Consider the following 17,114-nt stretch of genomic DNA (forward strand, 5'->3'; position numbering starts at 1 on the left):
TGCCATGCGACCCAGGAACAGGCGAACGATCGCTGTCACTCTCACGCAGGAGGAGATCACCCTTCGGTTGCCGGCCGGCATGCCGACCCCGGCGGTGTGCACGCACATCGACGCGCGCGGGGACCGCCTGCCGGCCGACTACCGCGACGGCCTGCCGCGCCCCGCGAACCCGTTGCGCCAGTGGGAGTTCGTGGTATTAGCCATCTAGGAACTGCGCTGATCCAGCCATGAGGGTGACCCACTGCGACCTAAGGCACGTATGTGCATCACCCTCACGTTTCCCCGCACCTGTTGATCTTGTCTGACCTGCGCTTTCTTCGTGGCTGAGGGACTTTAGCGGGCTAAAGTACGCGGACGGGCGTTGGTGCGTTTGTCAAGTTTGGGCGGCACGTGTTGTTCGGCAGTCGCCCAGTCCGTCCCGCCACGCCGGTTGAGTGACCTACTTGCCGATCACGGCGATCAGCCCTACCTTGACTGTGTGACCAGTTTTGAAATCTGGTCACAGGGTCAGAACGGGAGCGCGTCATGCCGGAGAACAAGAGCGCCCGTGCGGACCGGATCCTCGACGCCGCGGCGGACCTGTTGCTGCGCTGGGGGTACCGCCGGGTCACCATCGACGAGGTGGCCAAGCGGGCCGGCGTCGGCAAGGGCACGGTCTACCTGCACTGGCGCAGCAGGGAAGCGCTGCTGATGGCGGTGCTGCTGCGCGAGTCGGTGGGGATGTTCACCGCGGTCGCCGAGCACGTCCGCCGCGATCCCGACCAGGTGCGCCTGTCCGCGCTGATGAGCGCCCTCTACCTCGAGTCCAGCGCCCGCCCGCTCGTGCTCGCGTTGTACACCAAGGACACCGAGACGCTCGGCACGCTGGTGCAGACCTCGTCGGGCACCCAGGTGCAGGGCGTCAAGCTGGTCACCTTCGAGGAGTACTACCACCTGCTGCGCGAGCACGGCCTGCTGCGTGCCGACGTCTCGAACGACGAGGTCAGCTACGCCTGCGCCGCGGTGTTGTTCGGGTTCTTCACGATGTCGCAGCTCGCGCCGGCCGAGTTCGCCCAGCCGCGCGAGCAGGAGGCCGGGATGCTCGCCGGCGTCCTGCGTGCCCGGTTCGAGCCGCCGCGCCCGAGCAAGCGCGCCGCCGAGGCGCTCGCACCCAAGATCGTATCCCTGCTCGAGGACCTCGCCACCCAGTACCACGAATTGATCTACCGACCGGATATCTCAGAAGGGGGCTGACATCCCATGACCGCCACAGCGACTATCACCTTCGAAGAGTTCCACCAGTGGCTGCACCGGCAGCGTGCGCAGGCGCCGGTGTTGATCGACGAGGAGAACCGCACCGTCCAGATCTTCAACTACGACCTGGCTCACCACGTCCTCACCGAGTTCCACGACTTCTCCTCGGATTTGGACGATCTGCTGCCCATCCCGAAGGAGATGGAGAAGTTCGGGGAGGGCAACTTCCTCCGGATGGATCCGCCGGACCACAAGCGGCTGCGCGGTCTGGTCAGCAAGGCGTTCACTCCGAAGGTGATCACCGGCCTGGAACCGCGCATCGCCGAGGTGACGAGTGAACTCCTCGACGGTGTGGACGCCGAGTTCGACTTGGTGGACTCGCTGGCCTATCCGCTGCCGGTGATCGTCATCGCGGAGCTGCTCGGCATTCCCGCGTCGGACCGGCCGCTGTTTCGCCGCTGGGCCGACGCGCTGCTGAGCCAGCAGAACACCGAGAAGATCAAGCTGGACGACAGCCTGTTCGAGAAGACGCTCCCCGTCGTCAGGGAGATGTCGGACTACCTGTGCGCACACATCGTGCGGCGGCGCGCGAATCCGGGCGATGACCTGATCAGCCTGCTGACTCAGGCCGAGGCCGACGGCGAGCGGCTCACCGACGACCAGATCGCCGGGTTCTCCGCCGTACTGTTGATCGCTGGACACATCACGACTACCGCGCTGCTCGGCAACAGCGTGATGATCATGGACGAGAACCCGGGCCTGTGGTCCGAACTCGCCGCCGACCGATCGTTGATTCCGCAGGCGGTCGAGGAGTTCCTGCGGGTGCGCTCGCCGTTTCCCCGGTTGGGCAGGCGCACCCGGGAAGAGCTGGAACTCGGTGGCGTGACCATTCCGGCGAACTACCTGATGATGCCGTGGCTGGCCGCGGCGAACCGTGATCCCGCGCGGTTCGCCGACCCGGACCGGGTGGACATTCACCGGCCCGACAACAAGCACCTGGCGTTCGGCAAGGGCATCCACTTCTGCATCGGCGCGCCGCTGGCCCGGTTGGAGGCGCGGGTGGCGCTGAACCAGTTGCTCGACCGGTACACCGAGCTTCGCGTGTCCGGCGAGCCGGAGGTGTTCAGCCCGTACGCGATGGCCTCGGCGAAACACATGCGAGTGCGCGCGGCATGACTCAGCCGACGCCCCGAACGTCGCCGCGGAAGGTGCGGCGGTAGGCGCTCGGGGACACGCCGAGGGAGCTGTGCAGGTGCTGCCGCAATGACGCGGCCGTGCCGAAGCCGGCTTCCTCGGCGACCCGGTCGACAGACAGATCGCTCTCCTCGAGCAGCTGCCGTGCGCGCTCGATCCGTTGGCGGGCAAGCCATTCCCCGAAAGAGACGCCCACCTCCTCGCGGAACCGGCGGGTGAACGTGCGGGTGCTCATCGACTCGCGCGCGGCCAGTTCGGCGAGGCTCAGCGGGCGGTGCAGCTGCTCCAGCGCCCAGGCGCGCGCGGCGCCGGTGGACGACATCCGCGGCTGCGGCACCGGGCGCTGGATGTACTGCGCCTGCCCGCCGTCCCGATGCGGTGCGACCACCGTGTTGCGCGCGACGGTGTTGGCCACCGCCGCACCGTGATCGCGACGGATCATGTGCAGGCACAGGTCGATCCCGGCCGCCTCGCCGGCCGAGGTGAGCACGTCGCCGCAGTCGGTGTAGAGCACGTCGGGATCCATGTGCACGGACGGGAACAGCGCGCGGAACTGGTCGGTGTTCTTCCAGTGCGTCGTGGCGGTCCGGCCGTCGAGCAGGCCGGCCGCGGCGAGTACGAAGGCCGCCGTGCAGATCGACGCGACGCGGGTGCCGGGCCGGATGCGCGCGAACGCGTCGGCCAGCGCGGGGGAGAGGCGGCCGTTGACCTCGGGTTCGTCGTCCTCGTGAATGGCGATCACGACGACGGTGTCGGCCTCGGCGAGTGCCCGCGGGCCGTGCTCGACGTGGATCTCGAAGTCGGTGTCGGTGCGGATCTTTCCCGGGGTCAGCGCGCACGTGACCACTTCGTACAGCGGCTCGCCGGCGCTCGACTCGGCGTTGCCGAACAACCGGTGCACCACGCCCAACTCCATCGGAACCAGGCCGTGCCGCACGAATGCCGCGACCCGGTGGCGGCCGTCCCGCGCGAAAATCGACATGGCTCGATTCTTTCACATGTCACTAGTCAGGCCAGTCGAGTGTCTCGGGACATCCGACTTTTTGGCCAGCACTCTTGAGCAGGGCGCGTGAACCGGGTTACTGTGACGCCACAAACATCGGATGTCTATCCGACGCGGCCGTCACGCGATCGTGCGGGTCCGCACGGCCGACGGGCGGCCGGTCCAGCACCTGGTCGACGGTCAACGGCTGACGTTCGAGGCACGAGCGGGGATCGGCTACCGCGCGCGGATCACAGGGGAGTGACGAGTGAAGCTGCTCAGGGTGGGACCGGCCGGCCGTGAACGCCCTGCCGTGCTGGACGAGCACGGCAGGCTGCTGGACCTGTCCGGCATCGTCGGTGAGATCGACGGCGATCTCCTTGCTGGACAAGGAATCGAGCGAATTCGCGACGCCGTGGCCGGCGGCGGCCTGCCCGAGGTCGGCACCGCCGAGCGGATCGGCCCGCCGGTCGCGCGGCCCGGCAAGATCGTCTGCATCGGGCTGAACTACCGCGACCACGCCGAGGAGACCGGCGCGCCGGAGCCGGCCGAGCCGATCGTGTTCATGAAGGCACCGAACACCGTGATCGGCCCGAACGACGAGGTGCTGATCCCGCGCGACAGTACGAAGACCGACTGGGAGGTGGAGCTCGCCGTCGTGATCGGCACGACCGCCCGCTATCTGTCCACTGTGGACGAAGGGCTGGCGTGCGTGGCCGGCTACGCGATCTCCAACGACGTCTCCGAGCGGGAGTTCCAGATCGAGCGCGGCGGCCAGTGGGACAAGGGCAAGTCCTGCGAGACGTTCAACCCGCTGGGCCCGTGGCTGGTCACCGCGGACGAGGTCGGCGACGTCCAGAACCTCGCGCTTCGCTTGTCCGTCAACGGAAAGCGGCACCAGGACGGCAGCACCAAGAACATGATCTTCGGTGTCGGCGAGCTGGTGCGCTACCTGAGCCGGTTCATGGTGCTCGAACCGGGCGATGTGATCAACACCGGCACGCCGGCCGGCGTCGCGCTCGGCATGCCGGAGCCCAAACCCTACCTGCGGCCCGGCGACGTCATGGAGCTGGAGATCGACGGGCTCGGCCGGCAGCGGCAAACACTGGGGCAACCAGTGGGGCAGACGTGACCGCCACGATCACCGGCCTGCGCACGTTCGACATCCGGTTCCCCACCTCGGCGGACCTGGCCGGCTCGGACGCGATGAACCCCGACCCCGACTACTCCGCCGCGTACGTGGTGATCGAGACCGACGCGCCGGACTTCCTTGCCGGACACGGGTTCGCGTTCACCATCGGCCGCGGCAACGACATCCAGACCACGGCGATCGACGCGCTGTCCTCCTACGTCGTCGGACGCCCGGTGGACGCCACGCTGGCCGACCTCGGCGAGCTGTGGAAGGCCCTGGTGCACGACTCGCAGCTGCGCTGGCTCGGCCCGGAGAAGGGCGTCATGCACATGGCGATCTCCGCGGTGGTCAACGCCCTGTGGGACCTGCGGGCCAAGCGGGCCGGCAAGCCGTTGTGGCGGCTGCTGGCCGAGCTGCCCCCAGAGGAGATCGTCGAGCTGGTCGACTTCCGCTACCTCACCGACGCGCTCACCCCTGGCGAGGCACTGGAGATTCTCCGGCGCGCCGAACCGGGGCGCGTTGCGCGCACCGAGTCGTTGCTTCGCAACGGATACCCCGGATACGCAACGTCGCCCGGCTGGCTCGGCTACGACGACGACAAGCTCGCCCGTCTGTGCGAGCGCGCGGTCGCCGACGGGTTCACGCAGATCAAGTTGAAGGTGGGCGCCGACCTGGAGGACGACCGGCGGCGGATGCGGATCGCACGGAAGGTCGTCGGGCCGGGCGTGCGGATCGCGATCGATGCCAACCAGCGGTGGGACGTCGGCGCGGCGATCGCCTGGGTGCGCGAGCTGGCCGAGTTCGATCCGTGGTGGGTCGAGGAGCCGACCAGCCCCGACGACGTGCTCGGACACGCGACGATCGCGCGGGCGATCGCCCCGGTGAAGGTGGCCACCGGCGAGCACGTACAGAATCGAGTCGTGTTCAAACAGTTGCTCCAAACGGGCGCGATCTCCTACCTTCAACTAGATGCCGCACGCGTCGCAGGAGTCAACGAGAATGTGGCGATCCTCTTGCTGGCGGCCAAGTTCGGCGTACCCGTTTGCCCCCATGCCGGCGGTGTCGGCCTCTGCGAGCTGGTGCAACACCTGTCCATGTTCGACTACGTCGCGGTCTCGGGGTCCCTGGAGAACCGGGTCATCGAGTACGTCGATCACCTGCACGAACACTTCGTCGACCCGGTCACGATGCGCTGCGGCAACTACGTCGCGCCGGTCGCCCCCGGGTTCAGCGCGACGATGCGGCAGGAGTCGCTCGACGCGTACGCCTATCCGGACGGTCCGATGTGGAGGGTTCGATGAGCGGTGAACTGGACGGAATGGCGGCCGTGGTCACGGGCGGCGGGTCGGGTATCGGCCTGGCCACCGCGCGGCTGCTCGCCGAGCGGGGCGCGTTCGTGGCCTGCCTCGATCTCGAACCGTCCGAGGCGCGACACCCCTTACTGCCGTTGAAGTGCGACGTCACGGACACGCGCTCGGTCGTCGGCGCCGTGGACACCGCGGCCGAGCGGCTCGGCGGTGTGGACATCCTGGTGAACAACGCCGGGATCGGCGCGCAGGGCACCGTCGCGGACAACTCCGAGGACGAGTGGCGCCAGGTGCTCGACGTGAACGTCATCGGCATCGCCCGCGTGACCCGCGCCGCGCTGCCGTACCTGCGCCGCTCGCGCAACGCCGCGATCGTCAACACCTGCTCGATCGCCGCGACCGCCGGCCTGCCCAACCGTGCGCTGTACAGCGCGAGCAAGGGTGCCGTGCAGTCGCTGACCCTGGCCATGGCGGCCGACCACGTCGCCGACGGCGTGCGGGTGAACTGCGTCAACCCCGGCACCGTGGACACGCCGTGGGTGCGCGGGCTGCTCGACTCCGCGCCCAACCCGGACGCGGAACTGGCCGCGTTGCGAGCGCGGCAGCCGACCGGCCGCCTGGTGACCGCCGAGGAGGTGGCCGCGGCGATCGCCTACCTGGCGAGCCCGGCCGCCGCGTCGGTCACCGGCACCGTGCTCGCCGTCGACGGCGGCATGCACGGGCTCCGACTTCGCAAGAGTTGACCAAGAATCGGCCGAATCGAGGGTGACCAATGAAGATCACACGGGTTCTCGGAGTGGCTTTGGCCGCGGCGCTCGCGGTCGGAACGGCCGCGTGTACCAAGGATTCCACCGAGGGGGGCCTGCCGGCGGGCGGCACCGGTCCCGGCGCGATCGGCGTCGACCTGCCGCGCGCGGACTCCGACTTCTGGAACGCCTACGCCAGCTACGTCCCGATCAAGGCGAACGAGCTGGGCGCGCAGATCAGCAATCCGACCAACTCGCAGAACGAGATCCAGAAGCTGATCAGCAACCTGGACAGTCTGGTCACGCAGGGCGCCAAGGCGTTGCTGATCGCGCCGCAGGACACCGGTGCGATCGGCCCGAAGCTGGACGAGCTGTACCGCAGGAAGATCCCGGTGATCACCGTGGACACGCGGCCGGACACCGGCAACGTCTACATGGTGGTGCGCGCGGACAACAAGGCCTACGGCCAGAAGGCGTGCGACGAGTTGGGCAAGCGCATGAACGGCACCGGCAAGGTGGTCGAGTTCCAGGGCGCGCTGTCCTCGATCAACGGGCGTGAGCGGTCCGAGGCGTTCAAGCAGTGCATGACGCAGAAGTTCCCGAACATCAAGGTGTTCGAGGAGCCGACCGAGTGGGAGGGCAGCAAGGCCCAGGCCGCGCTGGAGACCCGGCTGTCCACCGACCCGGACATCAAGGGCATCTACATGCAGGCCGGCGGCGTGTACATGGACGCGACGATCCAGGTGCTCAAGCAGCGCAACCTGCTCGTGCCGAACACCGATCCGCGGCACATCTTCATCGTGTCCAACGACGGCATTCCGCAGGAGCTGGAGGCGATCCGCAAGGGCGAGATCGACGCGACCGTGTCCCAGCCCGCCGACGCGTACGCGGGCTACGGCATCTACTGGGCCAAGCAGGCGATGGCCGGCGTGACGCCCAAGGAGGGCCCGACCGATCACGGCAGCGTCGTGATCAAACTGCCCAACGGCTACGAGGACCAGCTCCCCGCTCCCTTGGTCACCAAGGAGAACGTGAACGACCCCGCTTTGTGGGGCAACCGAAAGAAGTGACGGGCGTGCCTCACACGGATTTCATCCCAAACTCCCGGTAACACCTTCCTGTGACCTGCGCCTTTGCGCCCCAAACGGACTTTAGCCCGCTAAAGTCCGCCGACACGACGGTTGGAGTGTCCTAAGTGGACGATGAACAGACACCGGTCGTCGAGGCGGTCGGGGTGGCCAAGCGGTACGGGCCGACCGTGGCGCTGGCAGACGGTCGGCTGTCCGTGCTGCCGGGTGAGACGCACGGGCTGGTGGGGCGCAACGGTGCGGGCAAGTCGACGTTGGTCGGTGTTCTCACCGGGCTGTTGAAACCGGACGCGGGTGATGTGCGGTTCAACGGCGAGCCGGCACCCTCGCTCGGCGATCGTGCCGGCTGGCGGCGCAACGTCGCGTGCGTGTACCAGAAGCCGTCGGTCGTCGGCGAGCTGTCGGTCGCGGAGAACCTGTTCCTGCACCGCCAGCCGCGCGGCCGGTTCGGCTTGCTCTCGCCGTCGAAGCTGCGTCGTGCCGCGTCGGATCTGCTGGAGGAGTGGGCCGTCCCGGTCGCGCCGGACGTGCCGGCCAAGGAGCTGACCGTGGAGCAGCGGCAGCTTGTGGAGATCGCCGGCGCGCTGTCGCACGGCGCGCGGTTCGTGATCCTGGACGAGCCGACCGCGCAACTCGAGGCGCGGGCGATCGCAAGATTGTTCGACCGGCTGGCAACGTTGCGCGAGCAGGGCGTGACGTTCCTGTTCATCTCGCATCACCTGCCCGAGGTGTACGAGATCTGCCAGCGGGTGACCGTGTTCCGGGACGCCCGGCACGTGGTGACCGCGCCGGTGGCCGAGATGGACACCGACGCGCTGGTCGCCGCGATGATCGGCGAGGCACGAGAGCTGGTGCGGCTCGGCGAGGACCGGTCGCCGGTCCCGGCGGACGCCGAGCCGGTGTTGGAGCTGGAAAACGTTGCGGTGCAAGGGATCTTCGAGCCGGTGGACCTGACCGTGCGGCGCGGCGAGATCGTCGGCGTCGCCGGGTCGGCGGCCAGCGGCAAGCGCGAGCTGGCCGAGGCGGTGGTCGGCCTGCGGTCCCGCACCGGCACGATCCGCGCCGCCGGTCGAACGGTGCGGCCGGCCAGCGTGCCGGACTCGCTGAAAGCCGGCATCGGATATCTGCCGGGCGATCGCAACGTGGACGGATTCGTGTCCGTGTTGTCGGTCGCCGAGAACACGACGATGACCGTCGCCGACCGGCTCGGGCCGGCCGGGCTGGTGTTGCCCAAGCATCGGGATGCCAAGGCGCGCAAGGCGATCGCCGACCTCGACGTGCACACGTCCGGACCCGATCAACTGGTCGGGGAGCTGTCCGGCGGCAACGCGCAGAAGATCGTCATGGCTCGGGCACTGGCCAGCGACCCCGACGTGCTGGTGCTCGTGCAGCCGACCGCCGGGGTGGACGTGCGCTCCAAGGAGTCGTTGCTCGGCGCGGTCGACGCGGAGACCAGGCGGCAGCGGGGCGCGTTGCTGGTTTCCGACGAACTGGAGGACCTGCGTGTGTGCGATCGCGTCGTGGTGATGGTGGCCGGGCGAGTCGTCGCCGAGCACGAGCGCGGCTTCGCCGAGGCGGAGCTGGTTGCCGAGATCGAAGGAATCGGGGATGTCTGAGCAGACCGATGAGCGCCAGGAAGATCAAGCGCCGCAACAGAAACCAGGCCGCCCGGCGAACCGCCTGAAGCTGGCCAAGCTGCGCGATCTGGCGTTGATTCCGCCGATCATCGCGCTGCTGATCTACGGGTACACGCTCAAGCCGGACGTCTTCCTCACGAAGTCGTACCTGGTCGACACGGTGTTGAAGTACCAGACCGAGCTGGCGCTCGTGGTGCTGGCCGAGGCGCTGGTGCTGATCGTCGGCAAGTTCGACCTGTCACTGGAGTCGATCGTCGGCATCGCACCGGCCGTCGCGGTGTTCCTCGCGGTCGGCAACACGTCGATGCTCGGCGCACCGTGGCCGACCTGGACCGTGCTGCCGGTGGCGCTGATCTTCGGTGCGCTGATCGGGCTGTTCAACGGGCTGCTGATCGTCAGATTCAAACTCTCCGCGTTCATCGTCACCTTGGCGATGCTGATCGCGTTGCGCGGCCTACAACTCGCGATCGTCGGCGGTGCCACGATCTCCAACCTGGCCAACCGTGTTCCGGTCATCGACAACCTGGGCAGCCTGCGGATTCTCACGATCCCGTTGTCCATCTGGATCGTGGTGCTGGTGTTCGGCCTGGGCATCGTGGTGCTCGGCTACACCCGGATCGGGCGGTCGCTGTACGCCGTCGGTGGTAACCCGGACGCGGCGAGGGCGGCGGGAATCCGGGTGGAGCGGGTCATCTGGGTGACGCTGATTGTGGCCGCGATGCTGGCCGCGTTCGCCGGGCTGATGCTGTCCGCTCGGCTCGGTTCGGTGGCCGCCGCACAGGGCCAGAACATGATCTTCACGGTGTTCGCGGCGGCGGTGATCGGCGGGATCAGTCTGGACGGCGGCAAGGGCTCGCTGTTCGGTGCGCTGACCGGTGTCGTGTTGCTCGGGCTGATCCAGAACGTGCTCACGCTGGCCGAGGTGAAACCCGACCAGATCCAAGCGGTCAACGGTCTGGTGATCCTCGTCGCGCTCGTGCTCGCCCGCCTCACCAGCGGGAAGGCCCAGGACTAGTGGTCAACGGAATTCGTGTCTCGCAATCGAACGAACTGTTCGCTGGAACGTACCCAGTACTGGGGAATTCCGGGGAGGCGGGTTAGCCGTGAAGACCGCCGTCGTCGGACGGACGGGGGTGCGGGTCAGCGCGCTCGGGTTCGGCGCCGCGGACATCGGGAACCTGTACACGGCAATCGATCCCGAGGTCGCACGGTCCACTGTGGACGCCGCGTGGGAGGCCGGCGTGCGGTACTTCGACACGGCACCGCACTACGGGCTGGGGCTCTCCGAACGCCGGCTCGGCGAGGCGTTGCGCGATCGCCCGCGCGACGAGTACACCGTGTCCACCAAGGTCGGACGGCTACTCGTGCCCAACCCGGCTGGCGGCGGCCGCCGGGACGCCGAGTTCGACGTGCCGGCCGACCTGACCAGACGATTCGACTTCAGCGCCGACGGCGTGCGCCGCTCACTCGAGTCCAGTGTGGACAGACTCGGACTGTCGCATGTGGACATCGCGCTGATGCACGATCCCGACGAGCACTGGGAACAGGCGATCTCCGAGGCGTATCCGGCGTTGCACGAGCTGCGCGCGCAGGGCGTGGTGCGGGCCATCGGCGTCGGCATGAACCAGTGGCCGATGCTGGCGCGGTTCGTCCGCGAGACCGACCTCGACGTGGTGATGCTGGCCAGCCGGTACACGTTGCTCGAACAGCCGGCGTTGCGCGCATTGCTCCCGGCGTGTGCGCAACGTTGCGTCTCGGTGCTCGCCGCGGGCGTGTTCAACAGCGGGCTGCTGGCCGTGGACGACCCGGCTCCGGACGCGCGCTACGACTACCGGCCCGCGCCGCCCGAGGTGCGCGAGAAGGCGTTGCGTATCAAGGAGATCTGCGCGCTGCACGGCGTCTCGCTGCCCGGTGCGGCGATCGCGTTCGTGCTCGCGCACCCGGCCGTGGTGAGCGCGGTGGTGGGCACCCGGTCGCCCGAGCAGGCCCGCCGCAACGTTGCGCTGTGCGATGCCGGGGTGCCGCCCGAGCTGTGGACAGACCTCGCGGCCAAGGGGCTGATTCCGTGATCGGTTCGAAAATCGTTGACGCGCATCACCACCTGTGGGATCCGAGCGTCCGCGAGTACCCGTGGATGGCCGGCGACGCGCTGGTGCCGATCCGCCGCCGGTACGCGGTGGACGACCTGCGCGCGGTGATCGCCGGTACGCAGGTGCGCGCCACGGTTCTCGTGCAGACCGTCTCGTCCACGGCGGAGACCGTCGAGTTCCTCGAGGTGGCGTCGGACAGCGGCGGGCTGGTCGCCGGTGTCGTCGGCTGGGCCGACCTCACCGCGCCCGAGTTGCCGGACGATCGCCTGCTGGTCGGCGTGCGGCACCAGGTGGAGGACGAGCCGGACCCGGACTGGTTGCTGCGCGCGGACGTGCTGCGCGGGTTGCGGGCGCTCGGCGAGCGCGGTCTGGTGTACGACCTGCTGGTGCGCGCGCCGCAGCGGCCGGCCGCCCTGCGTGTCACCGGTGAGCTGGACGACGTGGCGTTCGTGCTCGACCATGCGGGCAAGCCCGGGATCGCGGCGGGGGAGTGGGAGCCGTGGGCGTCCTGGCTGGCCGGGATGGCGGCGCGGGAGAACGTGGTGTGCAAGCTGTCCGGCCTGATCACCGAGGCCGACTGGGCCACCTGGGGCGTCGCGACGCTGCGCCCCTACGTCGAGCACGTGCTGGAGGTCTTCGGGCCGGACCGGGTGCTGTTCGGCTCCGACTGGCCGGTGTGCGAACTCGCCGGGAGCTACGCCGACGTGCTGGACGCGACCGCCCGCGTGCTGACCGGACTGTCCGCCGACGAACAGGCGAACGTGTTGGGGCGCAACGCGATCCGCGTCTACGGGCTGTCGGTATGAGATCTCAGCCCGGTGGGAGCACCGAGGCCGGCGAGCCGAGCGTGTTGCGCAGCCACTGCTCCACGCCGGCCACGTGCACGGTGGCCCAGGCGCGGGCGACGTCCGGCTGGCGCGACTCGATCGCCTCGCAGATCGACAGGTGTTGCTCGCGGGTGCGCTCCACCGCGCCCTCCTGGGTCAGCCCGCGCCAGACCCGCGCGCGGGCGGTCGGCCCGGACATCCCGTCGATCAGCGAGCACAGCACGGTGTTGCCCGAGCCGGCCGCGATCCGGCGGTGGAACTCCAGGTCGTTGGCCACCAACGCTTCCACGGTCGGGTTCTCGCCGAGTTCGGCCAGCACGGCACGCAGACTCGCGATCTCGGCGTCGGACATCGCCACCGCCGCCATCGCGGTGGCCGCCGGCTCGAGGATGCGCCGGACCTCGAAGAACTCCAGCACGGTGTCGTCGCGGTGGAAGTCCACGACGAACCCGAGCGCGTCCAGCAGCAGGTTCGGCGCCAGGCTCGTGACATACGTGCCGTCGCCCTGCTTGACGTCGAGCACGCGGATCAGCGACAGCGCCTTGACCGCCTCGCGCAGCGAGCTTCGGGACAGCCCGAGCCGCTGGGCCAGGTCGGCCTCTTTGGGCAGCCGGTCTCCCGGGCCGAGCTCGCCGCTGACGATCATGGCCTTGATCTTCTCGATGGCCTCATCGGTAACGGGCACGCGCCAAACCCTTCATCGGTCATCAGAGTTTCTTACGATAGCCGGGTTGGGAAGGACGTCGATGCGAATCGCCCTGTTCATCACCTGCTTCAACGACACGCTGTTTCCCGAGACGGGGCGCGCGGTGGTGCGGGTGCTCGAGCGCCTCGGGCACTCGGTCGCCTTCCCGGTCGCGCAGACCTGCTGCGGGCAGATGCACCTGAATTCGGGATACCGGCGGGAAGCCGCGCCGCTGGCGAACCGGTTCGTTGACGTGTTCGAGCGGTACGACGTGATCGTCGCGCCGTCCGCGTCGTGCGTGGCCACGATCCGGGATCACTACGTGAAGCTGATCAGCTCGCGGGAGGTGCCGGCGGTGTACGAGCTGACCGAGTTCCTTGTCGACGTCGCCGGGGTGACCGACGTGGGCGCGTCGTTCCCGCATCGGGTCACCCTGCACCCGACCTGCCACGGCCTACGCATGCTCGGGCTGGGCGACCGGCCGGAGCGGCTGTTGCGCGCGGTGCGGGGGCTGGAGCTGGTCGAGTTGCCCGGTGCGCGCGAGTGTTGCGGATTCGGCGGCACGTTCGCGGTGAAGAACTCGGACGTCTCCGTTGCGATGGGATCGGACAAGGCGCGCAACGTTGCGGCGACCGGGGCGGAAGTGCTGACCGCGGCGGACAATTCGTGCCTGATGCACATCGGTGGGTTGCTCTCCCGTGCGCGTTCCGGCGTGCGGGTGATGCACCTGGCGGAGATCCTGGCCTCATGACCGGCACGTGGATCGGGATGCCCGCGTTCCCTGTGGCGGCGCGGAAAGCGTTGGCGGACAGCCAGTTGCGCGTGAACCTGCGCAACGCCACCGGCACCATCCGCGCGCGCCGGGAGGCCGTTGTCGCCGAGAAGCCCGACTGGGAGGCGTTGCGGCAGGCCGGAAAGGAGATCAAGGATCGCACCATTGCGAATTTGGACGAGCATTTGCTCGAGCTGGAACGCAACGTTGCGATGGCCGGCGGCACAGTGCACTGGGCACGGGACGCAGCCGAGGCCAATCGCATCGTGATCGACCTGACCCGGCGGGCCGGCGCGTCCGAGGTGGTCAAGGTGAAGTCGATGGCCACCCAGGAGATCGAGCTGAACGAGGCGCTCGCCGACGCCGGGATCGCCGCGTACGAGACCGACCTCGCCGAGCTGATCGTCCAACTGGGACACGACAAGCCGTCGCACATTCTCGTGCCGGCGATTCACCGCAACCGCGCGGAGATCCGCGAGATCTTCGCCCGCGAGATGCCCGACGTGCCGGCCGGTCTGACCGACTCGCCGGCCGAACTGGCCGCCGCCGCGCGGGCCCACCTGCGGCGGAAGTTCTTGTCCGCCAAGGTAGCCGTGTCCGGTGCGAACTTCGCCGTGGCCGAGACCGGCTCGCTGGTGGTGGTCGAATCGGAGGGCAACGGCCGCATGTGCCTGACCCTGCCCGAGGTGCTGATCAGTGTGGTCGGCATCGAGAAGGTGGTGCCGGCCTGGCAGGACCTGGAGGTGTTCCTGCAGTTGCTGCCGCGCTCCTCGACCGGCGAGCGGATGAACCCGTACACCTCGATCTGGTCCGGTGTCACCCCCGGCGACGGGCCGCGCGAGTTCCACCTGGTGTTGCTGGACAACGGTCGCACCAACGCGCTGGCCGACGAGGTCGGGCGGCAGGCGTTGCGATGCATCCGGTGTTCGGCGTGCCTCAACGTGTGCCCGGTGTACGAGCGGACCGGCGGGCACGCCTACGGCTCGGTGTACCCCGGGCCGATCGGTGCGATCCTGACCCCGCAATTGCGCGGCGCCGGAGCCGATCCGGTGGCCGCCTCGCTGCCGTTCGCCTCGTCGTTGTGCGGCGCGTGCTTCGAGGCGTGCCCGGTGCTGATCGACATTCCCGAGGCACTGGTGCACCTGCGGGCCGAGGCGGTGGATGCGCAGCGCCGCAAGGGTTCCGGCAAGGGTGTCGGGGAGCGGCTGGCGATGCGGGCGGCCGGCTGGGTGTTCTCCTCGCGACGACGATTCGAGGCGGCGCAACGAGGTGCGGCGCTCGGCGGACGGGTGCTCGGCCGGCGGGGGCGGATCGGCAGGCTGCCGTGGCCGCTGTCCAAGTGGACCGACGCCAGGGACGCCCCGGCTCCGCCACCCGAGTCGTTCCGCGAATGGTGGCGGCGCACGCGGGGGACCGGCGAATGAGCGCACGGGAGGAGATCCTCGGCTGGATCCGGTCGGCCGTCGCGGGTGCGCCCGTGCCGGAGGTGAGTCGCGAGTACGCGCGGACCGTGGACCACGACGTGGTGGACTTGTTCGCCGAGCGGGTGTCCGACTACCGGGCCACGGTCCGCCGCCTCGGCTGGGACGGGCTGGCGCTGGCGATCTCCGAGGAACTGGAGGCGGCCGGCGTCGGGGTGCTCGCGGTGCCGGCCGACGTGCCGCCGGACTGGCTCGGCGTCACCGACGCGGTGCTCCGGCGCGACGTGCCACCACTGTCCACAATGGACCTTGACGGGTGTGGCGGCGTGCTCACCGGCTGCGCGCTGGCGATCGCCGAGACCGGCACGATCGTGCTCGATTCCGGTGTGGCACAAGGAAAGCGTGCGCTCACGCTGGTGCCGGACGTGCACGTGTGCGTGGTCGGCGCCGACCAGATCGTCGGCTCGGTGCCCGAGGCGATCGAGCGGCTCGACCCGGCCCGCCCGCTCACCTGGATCAGCGGGCCGTCGGCGACCAGCGATATCGAGATGGACCGGGTGGAGGGTGTGCACGGCCCACGCACCCTGACCGTGCTCGTCGTCGGCTGATCACGTGTGCCCGCGCAGCAGCCGGGCCGCGGCCAGCCCGCCCACGATCGCCAGCACCGCGCAGAACAGCAGTCCCGTGACGATGCCAACGGTCGGGTCCGAGCCACCCCGATAGATCGAGCCGCACGTCGCGATGCCGAGGGCCATCCCAAGCTGCCGCGAGCTGTTCGCCGCCGCGCCGGCTGTGCCGCCGAACGCGCTCGGCACGGAGGCGATCGCCACCGCCGGGAACACCGGCGACACCATGCCCGCCCCCATGCCGGTGATCACCAGTGCGGGCATCAGCGCCACCCAGTTCGGCGCCGCGAGCAGTGCGACGGCGGTCGCGTAGCCGACACCGATCAGCACCGTGCCACCACCGAGCACCCAGCCGGCGGCTCGTCCGTGCAGTCGCTGGCTGATCAGTGCGGACACCAGGATGAACACGGCGATCTGGCTCGCCAGCACCAGCGAGGCGGCCAGCGGATTCAGGCCGGCCGGGCCCTGCAGCCACATCGAGATCGCCGGAATCGCGCCGGCATAGGCGAAGTAGTACGTGAAGGCGGCGATCAACACGCCGATGAACGCGGGCGTGCCGAACAGCCGTGCCGGCACCATCGGCGCGGGCGTGACTCGTTCGGTGATCACGAACGCCGCCGAGGACACCACCGCGACGGCGATCGCGATCAGCGTCGCCGGCGCGGTCCAGCCGTGCTCACCCCCGTTGATCACCGCGTACGTGAACGCGGTCGCGGCCAGTGTGAACGTGACGATCCCGGCGACGTCGACCCGGTTGCCGGCGCGCGGGCTCTCGGTGAACGAGGTGACGGCGAGCATGATCGCGACCACGCAGATCGGCAGCGAGGCGAGGAAGATCCATCGCCAGCCGAGCAACTCGGCGAGCACCCCGCCGGCCACCGTGCCGGTCGCCCCGGCGACACCGGCCACCGTGCCCCACACGGCGAATGCCTTCGCACGTGCCGCGCCCTGGTAGGTGAGCCCGATCAGCGGCAGGATCGTGGCGAACATCGCCGCACCCGCGATGCCCTGCACGGCCCGGCCGGCGATCAGCATCGCGGCCGAATCCGCCAGGCCGCAGGCGAGTGTGGCCAGCCCGAAGGCGATCAGCCCGGCCAGGTACACCCGCTTGCGGCCGAGGTTGTCGCTCAGCGAGCCCATGCCGAGCAGCAGACCGGCCAGCGCCACCGTGAACACGTCCACGATCCACTGCATCGCGCTGAACCCGACGTGCAGGTCCGCGTCGATGCTGGGCAGCGCGATGGTGACGATCGTTGTGTAGAACAGCAACAGAAAGGTGCCGACACAGGCGGCGACGAGTGGCCTCCAGGAGACGGCGGTCGCCTGGTCGCGGCTCGGCTGGAGCGTGACGGTCATGGATCACACGATGCTGTA

The 17,114-nt window shown here is 69.2% G+C and carries 18 protein-coding genes; 15 read left to right on the forward strand and 3 right to left on the reverse strand.

From position 1 onward, the window contains the following. Positions 1–4 precede the first annotated feature (4 nt). The 3 genes from EV193_RS21440 to EV193_RS21450 all read left to right on the forward strand — a co-directional run bounded on the left by EV193_RS21440 (position 5) and on the right by EV193_RS21450 (position 2,409). Positions 5–208 carry a hypothetical protein gene (locus EV193_RS21440; protein ID WP_130345984.1) on the forward strand — a complete coding sequence of 68 codons (204 nt, stop codon included), beginning with the start codon at positions 5–7 and terminating at the stop codon, positions 206–208. A gap of 317 nt (positions 209–525) precedes the next feature. Next, complete coding sequence (locus EV193_RS21445) at positions 526–1,233, forward strand: TetR/AcrR family transcriptional regulator (protein WP_130345985.1); 708 nt, start codon at positions 526–528, stop codon at positions 1,231–1,233. 6 nt (positions 1,234–1,239) lie between these two features. After that, positions 1,240–2,409: a cytochrome P450 gene (locus EV193_RS21450; protein ID WP_130345986.1), complete on the forward strand. Its 1,170-nt coding sequence runs from the start codon at positions 1,240–1,242 to the stop codon at positions 2,407–2,409. 1 nt (position 2,410) lies between these two features. Here the strand turns inward: EV193_RS21450 and EV193_RS21455 are convergent, their stop codons facing one another. After that, positions 2,411–3,409, reverse strand: coding sequence for a GlxA family transcriptional regulator (locus tag EV193_RS21455; protein WP_130345987.1), 999 nt, complete (start codon positions 3,407–3,409; stop codon positions 2,411–2,413). A 121-nt stretch (positions 3,410–3,530) separates the two neighbouring features. Between EV193_RS21455 and EV193_RS33445 the strand changes: the two genes are divergently transcribed. From EV193_RS33445 to EV193_RS21495, 9 genes are all read left to right on the forward strand, one after another. Next, positions 3,531–3,674: a hypothetical protein gene (locus EV193_RS33445; protein ID WP_165401447.1), complete on the forward strand. Its 144-nt coding sequence runs from the start codon at positions 3,531–3,533 to the stop codon at positions 3,672–3,674. A 3-nt stretch (positions 3,675–3,677) separates the two neighbouring features. Next, entirely contained in the window at positions 3,678–4,541 is an 864-nt protein-coding gene (locus EV193_RS21460) for a fumarylacetoacetate hydrolase family protein (RefSeq protein WP_130345988.1), read from the forward strand. Continuing rightward, the gene (locus tag EV193_RS21465) at positions 4,538–5,842 is read left to right on the forward strand and encodes an L-fuconate dehydratase (protein WP_130345989.1); all 1,305 of its coding nucleotides are present in this window, start codon (positions 4,538–4,540) and stop codon (positions 5,840–5,842) included. Before EV193_RS21460 ends, EV193_RS21465 begins: the two co-directional genes overlap by 4 nt. Continuing rightward, positions 5,839–6,591 (forward strand): SDR family NAD(P)-dependent oxidoreductase, encoded by a 753-nt coding sequence (locus EV193_RS21470; RefSeq protein WP_130345990.1) that lies wholly within the window; start codon positions 5,839–5,841, stop codon positions 6,589–6,591. Before EV193_RS21465 ends, EV193_RS21470 begins: the two co-directional genes overlap by 4 nt. Before the next feature lie 29 nt (positions 6,592–6,620). Continuing rightward, the gene (locus EV193_RS21475) at positions 6,621–7,664 is read left to right on the forward strand and encodes a sugar ABC transporter substrate-binding protein (protein ID WP_130345991.1); all 1,044 of its coding nucleotides are present in this window, start codon (positions 6,621–6,623) and stop codon (positions 7,662–7,664) included. A 125-nt stretch (positions 7,665–7,789) separates the two neighbouring features. Further along, entirely contained in the window at positions 7,790–9,298 is a 1,509-nt protein-coding gene (locus EV193_RS21480) for a sugar ABC transporter ATP-binding protein (RefSeq protein ID WP_130345992.1), read from the forward strand. Then, positions 9,291–10,334 carry an ABC transporter permease gene (locus EV193_RS21485; RefSeq protein ID WP_130345993.1) on the forward strand — a complete coding sequence of 348 codons (1,044 nt, stop codon included), beginning with the start codon at positions 9,291–9,293 and terminating at the stop codon, positions 10,332–10,334. The genes EV193_RS21480 and EV193_RS21485 overlap by 8 nt, the downstream gene beginning before the upstream one ends. An 88-nt stretch (positions 10,335–10,422) precedes the next feature. Further along, positions 10,423–11,388 carry an aldo/keto reductase gene (locus EV193_RS21490; RefSeq protein ID WP_130345994.1) on the forward strand — a complete coding sequence of 322 codons (966 nt, stop codon included), beginning with the start codon at positions 10,423–10,425 and terminating at the stop codon, positions 11,386–11,388. A gap of 11 nt (positions 11,389–11,399) precedes the next feature. Then, on the forward strand, positions 11,400–12,215 hold the full coding sequence (locus EV193_RS21495; protein ID WP_130346105.1) for an amidohydrolase family protein: 816 nt from the start codon (positions 11,400–11,402) through the stop codon (positions 12,213–12,215). Positions 12,216–12,219: 4 nt separating this feature from the next. Here the strand turns inward: EV193_RS21495 and EV193_RS21500 are convergent, their stop codons facing one another. After that, the gene (locus EV193_RS21500; protein WP_130345995.1) at positions 12,220–12,921 is read right to left on the reverse strand and encodes a FadR/GntR family transcriptional regulator; all 702 of its coding nucleotides are present in this window, start codon (positions 12,919–12,921) and stop codon (positions 12,220–12,222) included. Between the two features lie 61 nt (positions 12,922–12,982). Between EV193_RS21500 and EV193_RS21505 the strand changes: the two genes are divergently transcribed. Genes EV193_RS21505 through EV193_RS21515 form a run of 3 tightly spaced genes read left to right on the forward strand, consistent with a single transcriptional unit; the run spans position 12,983 to position 15,722 of the window. Next, entirely contained in the window at positions 12,983–13,672 is a 690-nt protein-coding gene (locus EV193_RS21505) for a (Fe-S)-binding protein (protein ID WP_130345996.1), read from the forward strand. Then, positions 13,669–15,117: a LutB/LldF family L-lactate oxidation iron-sulfur protein gene (locus tag EV193_RS21510; RefSeq protein ID WP_130345997.1), complete on the forward strand. Its 1,449-nt coding sequence runs from the start codon at positions 13,669–13,671 to the stop codon at positions 15,115–15,117. Before EV193_RS21505 ends, EV193_RS21510 begins: the two co-directional genes overlap by 4 nt. Next, the gene (locus tag EV193_RS21515; protein WP_130345998.1) at positions 15,114–15,722 is read left to right on the forward strand and encodes a LutC/YkgG family protein; all 609 of its coding nucleotides are present in this window, start codon (positions 15,114–15,116) and stop codon (positions 15,720–15,722) included. Before EV193_RS21510 ends, EV193_RS21515 begins: the two co-directional genes overlap by 4 nt. On the opposite strand, the gene EV193_RS21520 is transcribed toward EV193_RS21515, so the two are convergent. Then, entirely contained in the window at positions 15,723–17,096 is a 1,374-nt protein-coding gene (locus EV193_RS21520; protein ID WP_130345999.1) for an MFS transporter, read from the reverse strand. Positions 17,097–17,114: the final 18 nt, after the last annotated feature.

It is taken from the genome of Herbihabitans rhizosphaerae (genome assembly GCF_004216555.1).
Lineage (GTDB): Bacteria > Actinomycetota > Actinomycetes > Mycobacteriales > Pseudonocardiaceae > Herbihabitans > Herbihabitans rhizosphaerae.